Here is an 18,916-nt window from a genome sequence, read left to right on the forward strand (position 1 = left end):
ATGGTAGATTTTGCAGAACACCGTAAAGCTTTGCTCTGTAATGATGCTGCATCCATTGCTGACTATACGTCAGCAATGGATCAGGCAACTCAAGCAGTAGCAGCTTGGTTACAAAATGACAAAATGTACACAGGCGGTAGCATTAAAGAGCTACGCAGTGCAATTGCATTTAATCCTTCTAAAGAAGGATTGGGTGTGGAAAAGTCATTACAGCGTATGGTTGAGCTATTCCTTAATAAGAGCTTAAAAGTACATCATCCTCATTCTTTAGCGCATTTGCATTGTCCTACTATGGTGACTAGCCAAATCGCAGAAGTACTCATTAACGCAACTAACCAATCGATGGACTCATGGGATCAAAGCCCTGCAGGTTCATTGATGGAAGTTCAGTTGATCGATTGGCTTCGTCAAAAAGTTGGTTATGGTGCAGGTCAAGCAGGTGTGTTCACCTCTGGCGGTACGCAGTCAAACTTGATGGGTGTATTGCTTGCACGTGATGCATGTATCGCGAAAAACTGGAAAGACGAAAACGGCAATCCGTGGTCTGTTCAGCGTGATGGCGTACCTGCGGAAGCGATGCGAAACGTTAAAGTCATTTGTTCTGAAAATGCTCACTTCTCTGTGCAAAAGAACATGGCGATGATGGGAATGGGCTTCCAATCTGTAGTGACTGTGCCTGTCGACGAAAATGCGCGTATGGACATGGATGCACTAGAGAAAACCATGGCACACCTTCAAAATGAAGGCAAAATTGTGGCATGTGTGGTTGCAACTGCAGGTACTACCGATGCGGGTGCAATTGATCCTTTAAAGAAAGTCCGTGAAATCACCAACAAGTACGGCGCGTGGATGCATATCGATGCAGCATGGGGCGGTGCTTTAATCCTATCTAATAATCACCGTGATTTGTTAGATGGTATCGAGCTTTCTGATTCAATCACACTTGATTTCCATAAGCATTACTTCCAAACGATTTCTTGTGGTGCATTCTTACTTAAAGATGAAGCGAACTATCGCTTTATGCATTATGAAGCGGAATACTTAAACTCTGCTTATGATGAAGAGCATGGCGTACCAAACCTTGTTTCTAAATCTCTACAAACTACACGTCGTTTTGATGCGTTGAAATTGTGGATGACGATTGAAGCACTCGGTGAAGAGCTTTACGGCTCTATGATTGACCACGGTGTGACTTTAACGCGTGATGTTGCAGATTATATTAAAGCAACAGACGGTTTAGAGTTATTGGTTGAGCCACAATTTGCATCAGTCTTGTTCCGTGTAATTCCTGAAGGTTACCCAACAGAATTACTCGATACATTGAACCAAAACGTTGCGGATGAATTGTTTGCACGTGGTGAAGCGAATATTGGTGTGACTAAAGTCGGTCAGGTTCAATCATTGAAAATGACAACTTTAAGTCCAGTAGCAACTTTAGACAATGTGAAGAACTTGCTTGCGCTTGTACTGGCTGAGTCTGATCGCATCAAAGCTTCAATTGCTGATGGTACATATACGCCACCAATCGATTAATAGATTGTTTTAAAAAAAAAGCGCTCAATTGAGCGCTTTTTTGATATTAAAAATTCATAACTTTGACATATTTTTAGATCATGATTGAAAAAATCTTTATGCAGAATTAGGGAGATAATTATTAAAGAATAAGTAGGTAATAAAAACATCAGTATTTAACCGTAATTATTATAAATTGTTGAAATATAATTAAAAAATAAATAAGCAGGTTGGTGTAATAAAAATAATAAAATCGTAATAAAGCTGTAACCTTATTGTCATATTATCAAATCAAAATGCATGTATCGAAATAAGTACAATACTTCAATAAAAAGTAGCGTACTCCAAATTTGCATAAATTGAGAGATAACATGATGCGCTTTACAAATATTGCAATTGCATTAGCACTTTCTGGGGCAGCTGTAGCAACAACCGCAAATGCAGCACGTGACACAATTCAAATTGCGGGTTCTTCTACAGTATTGCCATATGCAAGTATTGTGGCTGAAGAATTCGGTAATAACTTCCCTCAATTTAAAACACCAGTAGTTGGTTCAGGCGGTTCGTCGGGTGGTTTAAAACAATTTTGTAATGGTGTTGGCGACAATACGATCGATATTGCTAACTCATCTCGTGCAATTAAATCGAGCGAATTGGCTGAATGTAAGAAAAATGGCGTTAACCAAGTATTAGAAATTAAAATCGGTTACGACGGTATCGTATTTGCTTCAAATGCTAACAAAGCAGCTTATAAATTACGTCCACAACATGTATTTGCAGCTTTGGCAGCTGAATTGCCTTCAAACGGTAAAATGGTAAAAAACCCATATACACGTTGGAATCAAATTGATAAATCATTACCAAATGAGCCAATCACGCTTGTAATCCCAGCTTCGAATCATGGTACACGTGAAGTCTTCCAGGAGAAAATGGTGGACGCTGGTTGTGAATCGTATGCTGCTATTAAAGCTTTAGATAAAGATGCCAAAAAGAAAGCTTGCACAACGTTCCGTAAAGATGGTCGTGTTGTGGAAATTGCGGGTGACTATACAGAAACACTTGCACGCTTAAAGACTTCTCCAAGTGCTGTTGGTGTGTTTGGTTTAGGTTTCTATGATCAAAACCGTGACCGTTTACGCGTTGCAACTGTGAACAATGTGGCACCGTCTGAAAACACGATTTTAAATGGTTCTTACCCTGTATCACGCCCATTATTCTTCTATGTAAAAGGTGAACACTTGAAATCAATCAAAGGTTTAGCACAGTTTACTGAATATTTCTTAAATAAGCGTGTTTCAGGTAAAGGTTCTAAGTTAGAAAAAGCGGGCTTAATTTCACTCTCTGACAAAGAACGCGCATCAATTTTGGCAAACTTTAAAGCAGGTAAAGCTGTTAAGTAATCAAACGACAAACTAATGGCAGGAATTATCCTGCCATTGGTTTTTTCATTGAAAAAAGTTTTTTCAAACCATGAAAATTGAAAAGACAGTGGAGAATACATGAATCTGCTACTTATAGGTGTGTTATTGGCGATCATCGCCATTGCCTATCAAATCGGATTACGCAAAAGCCGTAACTTAGCAGGTCAGGGAAATAACTCTGCCGCTTTGCATTCACGTCCTGGTTACTATGGGGCATTAGTTGCGTTGTGGTGTGGTATCCCTGCATTTTTAATTTTGATTGTTTGGAATTTGGTTGAGCCAACGATCTTGGAGCAGGTGGTACTTAATCATTTGCCACAGGATATTAAAGCAAGTCTAGATCCAGCAAGCCTAAACGTAGTTGTTGACCGTGTTCAAGCGATTGCGTCCGGATTTGGTGTCAGTGACACAGCAACGTCCTATGAAGTTGCAGCTGCAGAGCAACTGAGTAAATTTTCAACTATTGGCTCTTTTGCAAAATTAGCAGTTGTCATTTGCGCTGCATTGGCAGGGTTAGTATGGGCAAAAAAAAGAATTAGCCAAGATTTTAGAGCGCGTAATCAGGTCGAGAAAGTCATCAATGTTGGCTTAGCTTTATGTTCTGGTGTCGCAATTCTTACAACACTTGGAATTGTAATGTCGATGTTTGGAGAAGCGATGCGCTTCTTCAGCTTTGTTAATCCTTTTGATTTCTTCTTTGGAACAGAGTGGAACCCGGGTTTCAGTACTTCGGGGAGTGCAGAAGGAAGCTATGGTTTACTTCCATTGTTGTGGGGTACGCTCATGGTCAGTGGGATCGCACTATTGGTTGCTGTACCAGTAGGTTTAATGATCGCGATTTATTTGGCTGAATATGCTTCTCCTCGCTTCCGTTCTTGGGCAAAACCGACCATTGAAGTTTTAGCTGGTATTCCAACGATCGTTTATGGTGTATTTGCACTCATGATTATTGGCCCATTTATTAAAACTGTAGGGGCAATGGTTGGTATTGATATCAACGCAACGAGTGCGCTCACTGCAGGTTTTGTCATGGGAATCATGATCATTCCTTTTGTGTCTTCTTTATCTGATGACATTATTACTCAAGTGCCTCGAGCATTACGTGATGGATCTTTAGGATTAGGGGCGACCAAATCTGAAACGATTCGTAAAGTGGTCATTCCAGCAGCGTTGCCTGGCATTATTGGTGCATTTTTATTGGCTGCTTCCCGTGCAATTGGCGAAACTATGATCGTAGTTCTAGCAGCTGGTAACAGTCCTCTTTTACACGCAAATCCATTAGAAGCTGTTTCGACCGTAACGATTACGATTGTTAATCAATTAACAGGTGATACTGACTTTGCAAGTCCGCAAGCATTAGTCGCTTTCGCACTAGGACTTACATTGTTTGTGATTACTTTAGGTTTGAACATTGTTGCACTTTACATCGTGCGTAAATACCGTGAGCAATACGACTAATGAGTACTTCTAATCCTAATACTCTCGAGACAGTTGATTCAGCAACAGCTGAGCAGCTTAGAGAAAAGCGTAAGAAGACTATTCAGAATTCTTTAGCTAAACGTCATCGTAAAGAAAAGACGTTCCGTTTCTTCGGTTTTTCAGCAGTGATTGCTGGCTTATTCTTCGTAGTATTGCTATTCGGTAGTATTTTAGCGAAAGGCTTGCCTGCTTTTTGGCAAAGTAGCATGAATTTGCCAATCTATTTCGATCCAAAAATTATTGAAGTTGGTCCAAAACCTGTACTGGCTGAAGGTGAGAATCCAGCTCAGTATGAAGAACGCTTTATTGAGTGGCAGACTGAAGTTGGCATGGTGGATTGGGATGCATTGATCATCAATGCAATGATCAAACAAGATCCTCAACTTGAAGCACAACGTGATGATTTAAGCTATATCTATACGAGCTCTGAAGCATATCGTATCCGTGATATGGTGATGAATGATCCAAGCTTGGTTGGTAAAACAGTCGATGTAAAAGTCCTTGCTGATGCAAATATTGATGTGTGGCTTGCAGGTAATATTGATCGTTCTTTGCCAGATGAACAGCAACAACTTAGTCCTGAGATTCGTCAAATTGCTGATGAACTCAAGGCTAAAGGTGTCATCGAAAATTCATTTAACACGAATATTTTCACGAGTCCTGACTCACGTAGTTCACCAGCGACATCTGGTTTAGCTGGTGCATTCATGGGCTCATTGTTCATGATGTTGATTGTAATTTTTATTTCGATTCCAATCGGCGTTGCATCTGCGATCTATCTTGAAGAGTTCGCGCCAAAGAACTGGATTACAGATATTGTAGAAGTCAACATCAATAATTTGGCTGCTGTTCCATCGATTGTATTTGGTTTGCTTGGTGCTGCAATTTTTATTGGTTGGATGCATTTACCATTATCTGCCCCTTTGGTGGGTGGTCTTGTGTTAAGTTTAATGACATTGCCAACGGTGATTATTACGACACGGGCTTCTTTAAAAGCCGTTCCACCTTCGATTCGCCAAGCTGCATTAGGATTGGGTGCATCAAGACTGCAAACTGTTTTTCATCACGTCCTGCCTTTGGCATTACCAGGTATTTTAACAGGTGCAATTATTGGTGTTGCTCAAGCTTTGGGTGAGACAGCGCCGTTATTGCTGATTGGTATGAGTGCTTTTGTAGCCAGTGTTCCAGCAAGCCCATTCGATCAATCTACAGCGCTGCCTGTACAGATTTTCTTGTGGCAGGGTAATGAACTTCGTAACTTCTTTGAAGGTCGTACTGCTGCAGCCATTATTGTTCTCCTTGCGATGATGATTAGCTTAAATAGTTTAGCGATCTGGTTACGTAAGAAATTTGAAGTCCGTTGGTAGTCGGAGCAAAATATGAATACAGTAACTTCGCAAGTAACTCAAAATTCCTTAAAAAAGGATCAATCAGTGAATTCAGATCAAACACAATTTACATCTCAAGATGCAAATCAAAAAACGTCAACTTCGTTTGTTTCACAATTTGACACGCAAAGCGAAAATAAAAAAGAAGCAAAATCGGATGTTGTAAAACTGAGTACAACTGATGTTCATGTTTATTATGGTGAATCTGAAGCGATTAAAGGCATTGATCTTAATATTTATCAAAATGAAGTGATTGCTTTTATTGGTCCATCTGGATGTGGTAAGTCAACATTCCTACGTACTTTAAATCGTATGAACGACACGATAGATAGTTGTCGGGTAACGGGTAAAGTCATGTTGGATAATCAAGACATTTATGATCCTAATCTCGACGTAGTACTACTTCGTGCGCAAGTGGGTATGGTGTTCCAAAAGCCAAACCCATTCCCAAAATCAATTTTTGAAAACGTTGCATACGGACCTAAACTCCATGGTTTAGCACGTGACAAATACGATTTAGAAGAGATCGTTGAAAATAGTTTACGTAAAGCGGGTTTGTGGGATGAAGTTAAGGATCGTTTGAATCAGCCTGGAACTGGTTTATCAGGCGGTCAACAGCAACGTCTGTGTATTGCTCGAACTATTGCAGTTTCGCCAGAAGTGATTTTAATGGACGAACCTTGTTCAGCACTTGACCCGATTGCGACGGCTAAAGTTGAAGAGTTAATCGCTGAGCTTTCAACACAATATACTATTGCAATTGTTACGCACTCAATGCAACAAGCTGCACGTGTATCAGACCGTACTGCCTATTTCCATTTAGGTGATTTGATTGAAGTGAATTCGACAGAAAAAGTTTTTACGCAACCTGATCATCAATTGACTGAGGCATATATTACGGGTCGATTCGGTTAATTAAAAATTTAGCAACATAAATAGAAAGAGTCTTCGGGCTCTTTTTTTATTACAAAAATCTGTGGATATAATAAGGTTATTCTCTAAAATGGAATTCTTAATAAACTGATATCCACATGACAATGAAAAAAATACTTTGTTTAACAGCATTAATGACCAGTATTTTTATGTTGAGTGCTTGCTCACATACACCAAATCAAAATCAACAAGTAACTACTAAAAGCAATACTTCGAATTCGATCGAACAACGTCTCATGAGTCATCTTAGCGCCTTAGAAAATATTGCAGCAGCTCATGGCGGTAATCGCGCAGTTGGAACGGATGGTGGTAAGGCTACTGCAACTTACATTATTGCAGAGGCAAAAAAAGCTGGTTTACACGCTCAGATGTTGCCATTTGAAAATCGTAATAAGCTCGTAGGTCAAAATATTATTATCGAAATCAAAGGTAAAAATCCTGATTTAGCTACGATAATCGGTGCGCATTATGATTCTGTGACCACAGGGCCTGGGATCAATGATAATGGTACAGGTGTAGCCGTTCTATTAGAGCTATTACAACATTATTCAAAATCTGAAAATCATCCTCAAAATACAATTTACCTTGCATTTTGGGATTCTGAAGAAGATGGTATCGGAGGTTCGCAAGATTTTGTTGCTAAAATGACACCTGAACAGCTGAAGGGAATAAAGGCTTATATCAATGTTGATATGGTCGGTACAAAAAATCCGAATATTTTGGTTGCTGATGTAGATAAATCTTCATTAAAAGATTTAGAAGCCCAGTTTAAGTCTGCTGGATTATCTGAATCTGACTATAAACCAATGATTGATGGTTTAAAGTCTTTACCTAGTCATCAAGGGGATACTGCGCTTGAAGAACATTTAAAATCATTCTTTAAAGCAAAGAACTTAACCATCAAAGAAGACATTACCACTTTAACAGCAAGTGACACAGCACCATTTCTAGGAAAAGTGCCGGTCACATCGATCATTTTATTTAATGAACAAGAACGTCCAGGTGCAAACGAGGGCGAAATAATTTTAGATTTTGCACCATGTTATCACCAAGCTTGTGATAGCAAGGATTTAGTTGATCCAAAATCTATGATTATGGCTCTAGAGGCGATTCAACATCTGTTAAAAGTCACCAACACTCAATAGTTGAGATGACTAAAGAATTATTTAGGTGTATCTCATTTGAATTGCATCATAGGGTGCAATTCAATTTTTTTTACTGAATAAAAAAGATTTATTCGTAAACTCGATCGAAAATATGTCTTAAAGCAGTTTTGCTATCTAGCTGAATTTTGCAATACACAGTAGAATATGCGCTCTCTTCAAGTCACATTGTGGCATGGTTCAAAAGACCATCCCGTGGAGCCAAAATCAGCATGTTTATCGTGGCCGGTGCACCAGCACACTCTTCTTTTAAGCAAACGCAACTATTAACTCGTTTACAGTCAATTAGTTCGGTTCAATCAATAGAAAGTCAATGGGTTTATTTATTCGACCAAGCGCTCAACGAGCAACAACAGCAATCCGCTTTACAGCTTCTAAATGATGGTGCGTCATTTGAATTACGCCAAGCAGCCACAGATGAGATTCAAATCTTAGTCACTCCACGCGTAGGCACAATTTCGCCGTGGTCTTCAAAAGCGACCGATATTTTCGCGAACTGCAACACACCGGTTCATCGTCTTGAACGCGGTGTTTTGTTTACTTTGAAGGGTGTAAAAGACGTTTCAAATGAAATTAAGCAAATTCTGCATGACCGAATGACAGAAAGTGTTTTCAATCAAATTGACGATGCTGCTGCTTTATTCACTGAAACTGAGCCAAAACCGCTGAACTCGATTGATATTCTAGGTCAAGGTAAAGAAGCGCTCGTTAAAGCAAACTCTGAATTTGGTTTTGCTTTATCGGATGAAGAAATTGATTATTTAACTGATGCATTTATCAAGTTAGGTCGCAATCCGCATGACATTGAACTCATGATGTTTGCACAAGCGAACTCTGAGCATTGTCGTCATAAAATCTTTGGTTCAGAATGGACAATTGATGGTGAAGTCCAACCATTGTCATTGTTCCAAATGATTAAAAATACCTATAAAGAATCACCTACAGATGTATTGTCAGCATATAAAGACAATGCTTCAGTGATTGTTGGTTTTGATACGCAACGTTTTTATCCGAAAAAAGATGAAAACGGTCATTATGTTTATAAATATAAGAGCCAAGCTGCCCACATCTTAATGAAAGTGGAAACCCACAATCATCCTACAGCGATTGCACCATTTGCAGGTGCGGCAACAGGTTCGGGCGGTGAAATCCGTGATGAAGGTGCAACAGGTCGTGGTGGTAAGCCAAAAGCAGGCTTAACAGGTTTCACTACATCTAACTTGAATATTCCAGGCTTCGAACAGCCATGGGAAGAAAACTACGGTAAACCATCTCGTATGGCATCTCCACTTCAAATTATGATTGAAGGTCCATTGGGTGGTGCTGCATTTAACAACGAATTTGGTCGTCCTGCGTTAAATGGTTACTTCCGTACATTTGAGCAAAATGTAAATGGAGATGTAAAAGGTTTCCATAAGCCAATTATGATTGCTGGTGGTTACGGTAACATCCGTCCTGACCATGTTGAAAAAGATGCGATCCAACCGGGCGATTTATTGATCGTGCTTGGTGGTCCTGCAATGCTCATCGGTCTTGGTGGTGGCGCTGCTTCTTCTGTAGATAGCGGTACAATGGGCGAAAGCTTAGACTTTGCTTCTGTACAACGTGAAAACCCAGAAATGGAACGCCGTTGCCAAGAAGTCATTGATACTTGCTGGCGTATGGAAGACCACAACCCAATCGTGTCTGTACATGACGTAGGTGCTGGTGGTATTTCAAATGCGATGCCTGAACTGGTAAATGACCACGAATTAGGTGCAAAACTTGATCTTCGTAAAGTACCATCATTGGAGCCAGGTATGGCGCCAATGGAAATTTGGTCAAATGAAGCACAAGAGCGTTATGTATTGGCGATCCGTCCATCTTCATTAGAATTATTTGAATCAATCTGTGCGCGTGAACGTTGTCCGTTTGCCGTATTAGGTGAAGCGACTGAAGCGCGTCATTTAACGGTTGAAGATCCATTGTTTGGTAACAACCCAGTTGATGTACCAATGCAAGTGATCTTAGGTGGTACGCCACGTATGAGCCGTGCGTATGACTGTATCGAACGTCACGGTGATGACTTTGATGCGGCTAAAGTGACTGATCTTAAAGATGCGATTTACCGTGTGATTAAGAACCCAACAGTTGCGTCTAAATCATTCTTAATTACCATTGGTGACCGTTCAATTACAGGTATGGTTGCACGTGACCAAATGGTTGGTCCATGGCAAGTGCCTGTAGCGGATGCTGCGGTAACAACAACAAGTTTAGTGGGCTACACAGGTGAAGCAATGGCAATGGGTGAACGTCCACCTGTAGCATTGTTAAATCCTGCGGCATCTGCGCGTTTAGCAGTGGCTGAGTCAATCACGAACATCATGTCTGCAAAAATCGAGAAAATCAGCGACATTAAATTGTCTGCGAACTGGATGGCTGCAGCAGGTCAAGTAGGCGAAGATCAAGCATTATTCGAAGGTGTAAAAGCCATCGGTATGGAAATGTGTCCTGCGCTTGGTATCGCAATTCCTGTAGGTAAAGATTCTTTATCGATGCGTACCACTTGGAATGAAGATGGTGAAGACAAGTCTGTAACTTCTCCAATGTCAGGTGTGATCACTGCATTTGCACCAGTGACTGATGTGCGTAAGACATTAACACCAGAATTGAAAAACTTAGATTCAGTACTTGTGCGTATTGATTTGTCTAAAGGTCAATTCCGTCTTGGCGGTTCGATCTTGGCTCAAGTGTACAAAGCAATTGGTTCTGTGACACCAGATGTAGATAGCTTCGATGACTTCAAAGCATTCTTTGCATTGGTACAAGATTGGAACAACCGTGGCTTAATTAAGGCGTATCATGACATCGGTGATGGTGGTTTAATCGCAACTGTTGCAGAGATGATGTTCGCTTCACGCTTAGGTGTGGCTTTAGAAGATCAGTCTGTAGCAAGCTTATTTGCTGAAGAAATTGGTGCGGTATTACAAATTGCTAAAGCTGATTGGGATGCACTACAAGCTGAAGTCGCAGCATCAAGCTTAAAAGATGCGATCAGTGTCGTTGGTACAGTGAATACTACTGATACGCTAACGATCAATGGTTTAACGCTAGATCGTGTTGAACTGCAACAAGCGTGGACTGAAGTGTCACATCAGATTCAACGTTTACGTGACAACGTGGAAACTGCAGATCAAGAATATAGTCTAATTGCGAATAAAGATCATAAAGGTCTTATTGCAAAAGCGACATTCGATTTGAATGAAGAAATTGAAGCACCGTATATCAATACACGTCGTCCGAATATGGCAATCTTGCGTGAGCAGGGTGTAAATGGTCATGTGGAGATGGCAGCTGCATTCGACAAAGTTGGTTTCAATACGATTGATGTCCATATGAGTGACCTACTCGCTGGTCGTGTAAGCCTTGATGAATTTGAAGGTTTAGTGGCATGTGGTGGTTTCTCTTACGGTGACGTTTTAGGCGCTGGTGGTGGTTGGGCGAAGTCAGTATTGTTCAATCCTAAACTTCGTGATCAATTTGAGAAATTCTTTAACCGTCAAGAAACATTCTCACTCGGTATCTGTAACGGTTGCCAAATGTTGTCTCAATTGGCTCCACTCATTCCAGGTGCTGAAAACTGGCCACGTTTCCATCGTAACGTATCAGAAATGTTTGAAGCGCGAGCTGTAAACGTTCGTGTTGAAAAATCTAAATCTGTACTGTTAGAAGGTATGGAAGGTTCGATTTTACCAATTGCTGTGGCGCATGGTGAAGGTCGCGTTGTTGCAGCGGACAGCTGTATTGCTGCATTGAATGCGGGTAATCAAGTGACTTTACGTTATGTCGATAGCCAAGGTAATCCAACTCAACATTACCCATTGAACCCGAATGGTTCACCTGAAGCAATTACAGGTGTTACATCTACTGATGGTCGTGCAACGATTATGATGCCTCATCCAGAGCGTAACTTCCGTGCGATTCAGCACTCTTGGAAACCTGAAGATTGGGATCAAGATGGTGCATGGTTACGTATGTTCCGTAATGCTCGTAAGTTTATTGGTTGATTAAATCAATAGATTGAAAAAGCCACCATAAGGTGGCTTTTTCATAAGTAAATTATTGTTTTGAAGATGTAGAATTGAGTTGAAAACAAATAAAGAGTTCTCAAATGCCTGGTTTAATTGAAAAAGTATTACACTTGCGTGAATTGCTAATAGCTAGGGCTACAGATAGTTAGGAAAAAGGTGCCTCAGAGGCATTTAAAGAGCTTAGAAAAGAATTGATGATAAAAAAACATTTTATGGCTATATTCCATTTATTGTTAAAGATACAAATACCTTAGATGAGTTTGAAGCGAGAATTAAATGGGATTTTAAATCTTATGTGGAACGTGAGAATTATATTTATTCAGAATTTAAAGAGTTATTGAGTGTTTTAGAAAGACGAAATACTTCTCCCTAAGATCAAGTAGTGGAGTTGAGAATTAAGTTCTGATTATGTTCATCAAATATGGCAGAAATCACTAGAGCGGAGAGTAACTGATCCTGATATTAATCAACTGTATAGATTAGTCAGTAAAAAATTAAATTTAGCGCCTTCTCAACACACAGAACAAACTTTTAAACAGATTCTTGAAAGATGTAGTACAGTGATTGAAGGCTTAGGATCATTGAGAAACTAAGTAGGGGATGCACATGGTTAGGGCAAAAAGAATTTTAAGCCTGCATCGCGTCATGCTGAATTGGCAGTCAATTTAGCTGGAACAATGTCAGTTTTTTTATTTTCAACGTGGAGCTTAAAAGAAAATAATGAATAATTTTATTAATAAAAAGCATTGTTAAATAGTATCTTAAATTTACCTTATGGAAAAATAAATGTAGATTCGCTAACATGAGCTTATTCAGCCACCATTTTGGTGGTTTTTTGTTTTTATAGACTTGGTTTCAAAATCTTTCTCCCACTGGACTTGGTTTGGTTTTTGCTTTTATATAGAGGTTAGGACAAGTGTGTTTATTGGACATATAGCTAACCATAATAAGTAAGAATTTAATGCGGTTCGTTTTTAACTCAGGTATGAGGTGACGATATGACCAAAACAATGATGATACTGAACAAACACGAGTTGAGGCAAAAAGGCTGGAAGCTATTCGCTTTTGTGGCCAGTCTTCAAATCCTATTTTTAATTGCAGGTTATTTCTTAACAGCGTAAAAAAAGCCACCTTACGGTGGCTTTCTTTAAATTCGAATTTAAAGCTCAGTTCATGAATCTTTAAGTTGATGCTGATCGAATAAATGATTACAAGCTACGACATTGTCCTTCTTTGTCCCCCTTAACGCGGTTTTGTCCGCCTTTTGGAGTTTGGCTATTTGACTCACATTTTAAATTACCATCGACCTGATTTGCAGTAACCTGAATGCTTGAACGATTTTCTTTAAGTTCAATATTGCCATCTACACGGTTATTGTGCAGTTGGATCGTTTTGCCTTTTTCAAGTTGAATATTGCCGTCAATGCTATTGTTTTTAGCCGTCACTTGACCGAAATTTCCTTTAGATTCGAGGTTACCGTCAATTGTGCTATTTAAAATAGTTACTTGCGCATTTGAATAGAGCATTACATTGCCTTTGACTGTAACTTGATCAAGCGTACATGGTTGTGTCACTTTTACATTGTCATCAATGGTTTTATTCTTAATTACACCGTTACAATTAAAGTCAGCGAGCGCTGGAACAGATAAACCTAAAAGTAGGGATGATAAAATTAACTTATTCATTTAAACTCCTTTCATTATAATATGTTCATAATTGAACCATGTCATGATATGAAAGAAATGTGACAATCCTTTGAATACTCAGCTAATTTTTTTGCTTTAATGATAATTTGTATAAATAAAACTTAATAATGACTATTTTGTTCAATAACGGAATATATCCAAACAGTCACTCACAAGTAGTGAGGCAGATTTTTATCAAAAGCCCTCTATAAGTTAATTCTACTATTTCAATAAACAATTAAATAAAGCATTTTGTAGAGTAAAATATTTTTTAAATTGTTGAATTATATGAAAAATATATTTGGAGCTTAAAAATACCTGTAAAATTAAACTGAGTAACTATTATTTAACTTTAAAACTCAATCAAGTCATCAGATTGTTCGTGGTTATAATGTTTTATAAATTTTAGATTTTAGAATAGTCACTATGAAAAAAATATTGATCTTAACAGGCTTGGCACTTATGTGCAGTCATGCTTATCCAACAAATATTACAGATGATAAACTGATGAATTTAAATTCTTTAAACTGTCAAGCGTCAGCGCAAATCTTTCAAATTTCAAATGATCTTAATGAACAAAAAAGCGTGGAATTAAGGTAAATCAGACAAACCACGAATTAAAATTAGCCCATAATATTTATAAGGATGTTTATGCTTATCAAAATTATAAAACCAAACATATGGTTCGAGATGATTTTGCTGTGAACTTTAAAAAGTATGGTGTGCGAGTCATCAAAATTGCATTTCAAGCAATTAAAACTTCAGAGAGTGAATCAGGCGCTTATTATTTTATTTTTGAAGGTCACCCATCGACTGTACTGTATCAACTTAAAAAATACTTTGGTGAAAAGTGGGAGAGTGAGCCGAGTTTTGATGAAACATCTCAAAGGAATACCAAGCTAAGCTGCGTTTATATCGGATATAAAGATTCAAATAAACGTATCCAACAAATTTTGACTACCATCATAAAGTCCTTTCTTCACTGATGCTGACATTCGTATGAAATTTCATCCAAGTTAGCAAGCCACCGTTTGGTGGCTTTTATTAGTTAAATGATCAATTGAATCTGTTTCAGAACTGCTCTCAAAGTATTTTCAAAATCAAAAGATTCATTGGTACTGTCTTGATAACGCCAAGCAACATAGCCATCTGGACGTACTAAAACAGCACCAGATTCATGAATTTCAGACTTCGCATTCCATGTACCATAGACATCACGATAATCTCTTGAACCGATTTGAATGACATCTAAATACTCAAGATTAAGCTGTTCAGCAGCTTGTTTCCAGCCTTTGCCTGAGAGGCCTGTGAGTAAGGTAAAACGACCTTTGCCCGTAATATCTAGAGTTGAAACTTTTTGACCTTTAGCATTGATGAGCCAAGTATGCGGTACTTTTGCTCCAGGGCGTGTAGTGGCTTGTAGGTAAAGTTGATCGTCTTGTTTAAATACTTCAGGTTCTGATTCAGAGATGACAGCATTTGAGCTATAACGCTGATTCAGTTCAACACCTTGAGCATTAAATTCAAAATTTTTAATTGCTAATGCATTGTAGAGTTTTGTACGTATTTCAGCGCCTTGTTCATTTTCAGCAAAAATACGCTCCAGCATTTGCTTTTGGGTTGTTACACCTTGATCAAAACCAAAAACTTCTTTGAGGTGTTTATAATCAAATCGTGATTGGTTTGCTCGCGCAACAATTTGCTTACCTACAGGCGCACGTTCAACGGTATAAGAATCGAGAAGCGTAGGTTGAGACCAACCTTTAACTGCATATGCAAGTTTCCAACCGAGATTAAAGGCATCTTGCATGCAGGTGTTTGAGCCTAGACCACTTGATGGTGGGTGACGATGCACTGCATCACCACCACAGAATACACGACCTTTCGAATATTCAGTTGCCCATGTTTGGTTCACGTACCAATAAGACAATTTTTGAATTTCAACATCTTCAACATGCTCACCAACGAAAGCATCTAAACGTGCACGAACTTGCTCTGCAGTCACTTGAGGCTCGCCCTTAGAAATATCGAAGCCCCAACCCATAATCCACTCATTCCATGGGGTGATGGCACGCAATAGCCCCATACCTAAATCACCAAAACTTGCTTCAGGATTGACTATCCATTGCAAAATCGCAGGGCGGTGCTGAACATATTTAGATAAGTCCGCCTTAAAGGTCACATACACTGTACCAGCTCGCGCCATCACGCCTTCAAGTGGTAATCCCAATTGTTCGACAACTTTTGAACGTGCACCGTCCATTCCCACCAAGTATTTTGCACGTAAACTAAATTCGGTATTGGTAATATGATTGAGGAATGTTGCAGTCACGCCGTGTTCATCTTGTACGTGAGATAAATATTCAGTATTGAAGTTAAAAATAGCGCCACGCTCTGCCGCATTTTTAACGAGCAGCGCTTCCATTTTAGGTTGGATAAGATCCACTAAAGGGCATGGACTTCCTTTGATATAATCGCCATGACGCTCATCACCTGTGCCCCAAGCACTGATACGGGCAATTTCTTCGCCGACTAAACTGGTTGTGATCAGGCTTTCACCCATGTGTTCCCAAGGTGTTGCGATTTCCTTCACCTGTTCTTCGATACCTAAATCACGGAGGACTTCTATGGCACGTTGATTAGTAATATGTGCACGAGGACTGTTGGCTAACCAATTAAACTGGGTAAACAATTGAACTTTGACGCCATAATTGGCAAGGGCAAGCCCCAGAGTTGAACCAGCAGGACCAGTACCAATGACAAGAACATCAGTGTCAAAATGTTGAGACATGCTTTTTCCTAAATGAATTGAATACATGGGGAGAGTTTTTGAATTGAGTCAGTCTAGAAAAAAAGTGCAGTGATCTATAGTCGTATTCATATAAACTATCGATCTATATAAAATTCAAAGTAATGAACGTGCACTTATGCACGATGGGCTGATTGAGATATGGAATTACGACATTTACGGTATTTTATGACTGTTGCTCAAGAGCAAAGCTTTACTAAAGCTGCCGAAAAGCTCTATACCGCACAACCATCACTCAGTCAGCAAATTAAAGATCTTGAACAGGAAGTCGGTGTTACTTTATTTGATCGGACCACTCGTAAAGTCAAACTGACTGATGAGGGGGAAGCATTTTTAAAATACGCAGCTTTGACGCTGGACAATGCCAAGCAAGCTGTAGCTGCAGCTAGACAGGTCGCGCAGCAAAAGAATAATCAGATTCACATTGGATTTTTGAATGTGGCTGAACTGAAACTGATGCCTAGCATTCTGGTGCAGTTAAGAAAGAATATTCCTAATCTTAAAATTCATTTACACAGTTTGACTTGTACTGAGCAAATACAAAAACTTAGAAATGCTGAACTTGATATATGTTTTACTCGATACAAAATGGATCATTCAGATTATGAAGATATCCATATTTTGACAGAACAAATTTATTTGGTGGCTGCAGACAATCTTCATCCTTCAGAACGGACATTGAAACTACAAGAATTAAAAAATTCATCAGTCATCATGTGTGAACAAAATGCTTCACCAATTTTCTATGACAAATTAAATGTTCTAGTTCCCTTCGAAAAGATGGATGATCAAATGCTGTGGGTGACTAATGTATTACAGCATATCAATCTGATTAATTTGGGAATGGGCTTTAGTTTTGCTCCCGAATACCTCCTGAAGTTTTTAAATCATAATATCAAAATTGTGAAAACAGATGAGCAATTACCACAGCTTGGTCTATATGCGAATTATCATCGTCATTCAAACAATATTGCATTGAAAATGATTACTGAAGCCCTTATGCAAATGACAACAGAGCGGAAAAGAGTGGAAGAGGTTATTCATGCTTAAACTGATCTATTTTGTACCAGAATCACATCTAGAGTTGACGAAACAGGCAGTATTTGAAGCAGGTGCAGGCGGGATCGGTGATTATGAGCAATGCGCTTGGCAGGTCAAGGGCTTAGGTCAATTTAAACCTGTCAATGGGGCTCAACCATTTATAGGTCAAGTCGGAGAGCTTGAACAAGTTGAAGAGTGGCGTGTAGAAACTATTGTGCCTGAAGATAAAGCCATAGAAGTGGCACGTGCATTAAAAGCCAGTCATCCTTATGAAGAACCGGCTTTCGAGTTTCTTCAATTGATTGATGTTGAATAGCCTGAGCTAAACAGGCACAGATTGTTTTTGTTGAATCCGCTTACGATATTGAGAAGGGGATTCTCCTGTCCATTCCTTAAATGCTCGTGAAAAGGCAGAGATCTCTGAAAAGCCAGTTAAAAAGACCACTTCATCACTACTGATCTCGGTATTTAAGACCAAGTCACGTGCCAATTTTTTTCTAAAATCATGTAATAGTTTTTCGTAGGTCGTGCCTAAAGCTTTAAGTTGTTGGCGTATCTGACGGACTGAACAGTTTAATTGTTGGGCTATATCTTCAATACGATATTCACGGCGCTGTAGTTGTTGAGGCAGCAGAATTTGTATCTTAAAGATCAGTTCGTGACATTCAACCCATGATAGCTTCTGAATAATTGCTTGACGGTGTAAGTCAAATAATAAAGGTTCAGCATTATCTGAAGGATGGTCAAGTAAAGCGGTTGAAAATTGAATACAGCCTTGTGGCATATTGAACTTTACAGGGCTTTTCCAGGCGTGTTCAAAAGGTGATGAATCTGGTTGATGATGGGTGAGCCAAATGGCTGTGGGCTTAAATTTGCCTTTGCTAACATGATGCAAAAATGACAACACGATCGATATCACACAATGCAGATAATGAGGTGACTCATGCTCAAAGCCAAACAGATAAGCATCTTCGCCTTTGACATGTAATCCTATGTCTAAAGCTGAACTAAAATAGCGATAATGTTCTAATAAGAAAGAAAGCGCTTCACCAAATTTAGCGCTACTCATAAATACATATTCAAAAATTTGACCACGAAAAGGGGGAAGTTGTTGCCCTACGTGTAATCCAATAAGTGGATCATGACTGATACGTGCGGCATCTTGCCAAAACTGAAATTGTAGACGGTTGTCATAACGCATTTCAGGGTGGGGTTTGTGACGTGATACACCTTGAGAATCGACATTACCATAAATCTGATCGGCATTATGACCCATTTTATGTAGGGTTTCATAAACCAACCAAGGGAATAAACCCGCATCGTTGCGTAGTATCGCTGTCATTATTCTGAACCTAGCATTGAGCAAGACAGTTTAATTTAAGTGAATCAAATGCTCAGCTCTAGGTCAGAAAATG

15 protein-coding genes are annotated in these 18,916 nt (G+C 39.2%); 12 read left to right on the forward strand and 3 right to left on the reverse strand.

Annotation, left to right across the window (positions count from 1 at the left end):
* The 9 genes from AC1M9B_RS06680 (at position 1) to AC1M9B_RS06720 (ending at position 13,087) form a co-directional block, all read left to right on the forward strand.
* Positions 1–1,533 (forward strand): pyridoxal phosphate-dependent decarboxylase family protein, encoded by a 1,533-nt coding sequence (locus AC1M9B_RS06680; protein WP_481595949.1) that lies wholly within the window; start codon positions 1–3, stop codon positions 1,531–1,533.
* A 353-nt stretch (positions 1,534–1,886) separates the two neighbouring features.
* Positions 1,887–2,912, forward strand: a complete 1,026-nt coding sequence (locus AC1M9B_RS06685) for a substrate-binding domain-containing protein (protein ID WP_481608860.1) — start codon at positions 1,887–1,889, stop codon at positions 2,910–2,912.
* Between the two features lie 99 nt (positions 2,913–3,011).
* Entirely contained in the window at positions 3,012–4,391 is a 1,380-nt protein-coding gene (gene pstC, locus AC1M9B_RS06690; protein ID WP_092767091.1) for a phosphate ABC transporter permease subunit PstC, read from the forward strand.
* Positions 4,391–5,779, forward strand: a complete 1,389-nt coding sequence (pstA, locus tag AC1M9B_RS06695; RefSeq protein ID WP_481591394.1) for a phosphate ABC transporter permease PstA — start codon at positions 4,391–4,393, stop codon at positions 5,777–5,779. Before pstC ends, pstA begins: the two co-directional genes overlap by 1 nt.
* 12 nt (positions 5,780–5,791) lie before the next feature.
* The gene (gene pstB / locus AC1M9B_RS06700) at positions 5,792–6,715 is read left to right on the forward strand and encodes a phosphate ABC transporter ATP-binding protein PstB (protein WP_035267112.1); all 924 of its coding nucleotides are present in this window, start codon (positions 5,792–5,794) and stop codon (positions 6,713–6,715) included.
* 116 nt (positions 6,716–6,831) lie between these two features.
* Positions 6,832–7,878: a M20/M25/M40 family metallo-hydrolase gene (locus tag AC1M9B_RS06705; RefSeq protein WP_481608825.1), complete on the forward strand. Its 1,047-nt coding sequence runs from the start codon at positions 6,832–6,834 to the stop codon at positions 7,876–7,878.
* Between the two features lie 230 nt (positions 7,879–8,108).
* Positions 8,109–11,942 carry a phosphoribosylformylglycinamidine synthase gene (purL, locus tag AC1M9B_RS06710; RefSeq protein WP_481608826.1) on the forward strand — a complete coding sequence of 1,278 codons (3,834 nt, stop codon included), beginning with the start codon at positions 8,109–8,111 and terminating at the stop codon, positions 11,940–11,942.
* A 494-nt stretch (positions 11,943–12,436) separates the two neighbouring features.
* Positions 12,437–12,559 (forward strand): abortive infection family protein, encoded by a 123-nt coding sequence (locus tag AC1M9B_RS06715; protein ID WP_481591445.1) that lies wholly within the window; start codon positions 12,437–12,439, stop codon positions 12,557–12,559.
* 420 nt (positions 12,560–12,979) lie between these two features.
* Positions 12,980–13,087: a KGW motif small protein gene (locus AC1M9B_RS06720; protein WP_373687177.1), complete on the forward strand. Its 108-nt coding sequence runs from the start codon at positions 12,980–12,982 to the stop codon at positions 13,085–13,087.
* An 87-nt stretch (positions 13,088–13,174) separates the two neighbouring features.
* Here AC1M9B_RS06720 and AC1M9B_RS06725 read toward each other — a convergent pair whose 3' ends face one another.
* Positions 13,175–13,651, reverse strand: a complete 477-nt coding sequence (locus AC1M9B_RS06725) for a hypothetical protein (RefSeq protein ID WP_481591396.1) — start codon at positions 13,649–13,651, stop codon at positions 13,175–13,177.
* A 701-nt stretch (positions 13,652–14,352) separates the two neighbouring features.
* Between AC1M9B_RS06725 and AC1M9B_RS06730 the strand changes: the two genes are divergently transcribed.
* Positions 14,353–14,637, forward strand: a complete 285-nt coding sequence (locus tag AC1M9B_RS06730; protein WP_481591397.1) for a hypothetical protein — start codon at positions 14,353–14,355, stop codon at positions 14,635–14,637.
* A gap of 62 nt (positions 14,638–14,699) precedes the next feature.
* On the opposite strand, the gene AC1M9B_RS06735 is transcribed toward AC1M9B_RS06730, so the two are convergent.
* Positions 14,700–16,442: an FAD-dependent monooxygenase gene (locus AC1M9B_RS06735; RefSeq protein WP_481608827.1), complete on the reverse strand. Its 1,743-nt coding sequence runs from the start codon at positions 16,440–16,442 to the stop codon at positions 14,700–14,702.
* A 159-nt stretch (positions 16,443–16,601) separates the two neighbouring features.
* Between AC1M9B_RS06735 and AC1M9B_RS06740 the strand changes: the two genes are divergently transcribed.
* Both AC1M9B_RS06740 and AC1M9B_RS06745 read left to right on the forward strand, forming a co-directional pair.
* A complete protein-coding gene (locus AC1M9B_RS06740; RefSeq protein ID WP_481591399.1) occupies positions 16,602–17,510 on the forward strand; it encodes a LysR family transcriptional regulator in 909 nt (302 codons plus the stop codon).
* Positions 17,503–17,817 carry an NGG1p interacting factor NIF3 gene (locus AC1M9B_RS06745; RefSeq protein WP_481591400.1) on the forward strand — a complete coding sequence of 105 codons (315 nt, stop codon included), beginning with the start codon at positions 17,503–17,505 and terminating at the stop codon, positions 17,815–17,817. Before AC1M9B_RS06740 ends, AC1M9B_RS06745 begins: the two co-directional genes overlap by 8 nt.
* A gap of 6 nt (positions 17,818–17,823) precedes the next feature.
* On the opposite strand, the gene AC1M9B_RS06750 is transcribed toward AC1M9B_RS06745, so the two are convergent.
* Entirely contained in the window at positions 17,824–18,843 is a 1,020-nt protein-coding gene (locus AC1M9B_RS06750) for a helix-turn-helix domain-containing protein (RefSeq protein WP_481591401.1), read from the reverse strand.
* Between the last annotated feature and the right edge of the window lie 73 nt (positions 18,844–18,916).

The organism is Acinetobacter sp. ANC_7513 (genome assembly GCF_056779915.1).

What these genes read in the sequence shown, in the direction of transcription:
- AC1M9B_RS06680 (WP_481595949.1), top strand. Translation starts at nt 1, where the DNA reads ATGGTAGATTTTGCAGAACACCGTAAAGCTTTGCTCTGTAATGATGCT.
- AC1M9B_RS06685 (WP_481608860.1), top strand. Translation starts at nt 1,887, where the DNA reads ATGCGCTTTACAAATATTGCAATTGCATTAGCACTTTCTGGGGCAGCT.
- pstC (WP_092767091.1), top strand. Translation starts at nt 3,012, where the DNA reads ATGAATCTGCTACTTATAGGTGTGTTATTGGCGATCATCGCCATTGCC.
- pstA (WP_481591394.1), top strand. Translation starts at nt 4,391, where the DNA reads ATGAGTACTTCTAATCCTAATACTCTCGAGACAGTTGATTCAGCAACA.
- pstB (WP_035267112.1), top strand. Translation starts at nt 5,792, where the DNA reads ATGAATACAGTAACTTCGCAAGTAACTCAAAATTCCTTAAAAAAGGAT.
- AC1M9B_RS06705 (WP_481608825.1), top strand. Translation starts at nt 6,832, where the DNA reads ATGACAATGAAAAAAATACTTTGTTTAACAGCATTAATGACCAGTATT.
- purL (WP_481608826.1), top strand. Translation starts at nt 8,109, where the DNA reads ATGTTTATCGTGGCCGGTGCACCAGCACACTCTTCTTTTAAGCAAACG.
- AC1M9B_RS06720 (WP_373687177.1), top strand. Translation starts at nt 12,980, where the DNA reads ATGATACTGAACAAACACGAGTTGAGGCAAAAAGGCTGGAAGCTATTC.
- AC1M9B_RS06725 (WP_481591396.1), bottom strand. Translation starts at nt 13,651, where the DNA reads ATGAATAAGTTAATTTTATCATCCCTACTTTTAGGTTTATCTGTTCCA.
- AC1M9B_RS06735 (WP_481608827.1), bottom strand. Translation starts at nt 16,442, where the DNA reads ATGTCTCAACATTTTGACACTGATGTTCTTGTCATTGGTACTGGTCCT.
- AC1M9B_RS06740 (WP_481591399.1), top strand. Translation starts at nt 16,602, where the DNA reads ATGGAATTACGACATTTACGGTATTTTATGACTGTTGCTCAAGAGCAA.
- AC1M9B_RS06745 (WP_481591400.1), top strand. Translation starts at nt 17,503, where the DNA reads ATGCTTAAACTGATCTATTTTGTACCAGAATCACATCTAGAGTTGACG.
- AC1M9B_RS06750 (WP_481591401.1), bottom strand. Translation starts at nt 18,843, where the DNA reads ATGACAGCGATACTACGCAACGATGCGGGTTTATTCCCTTGGTTGGTT.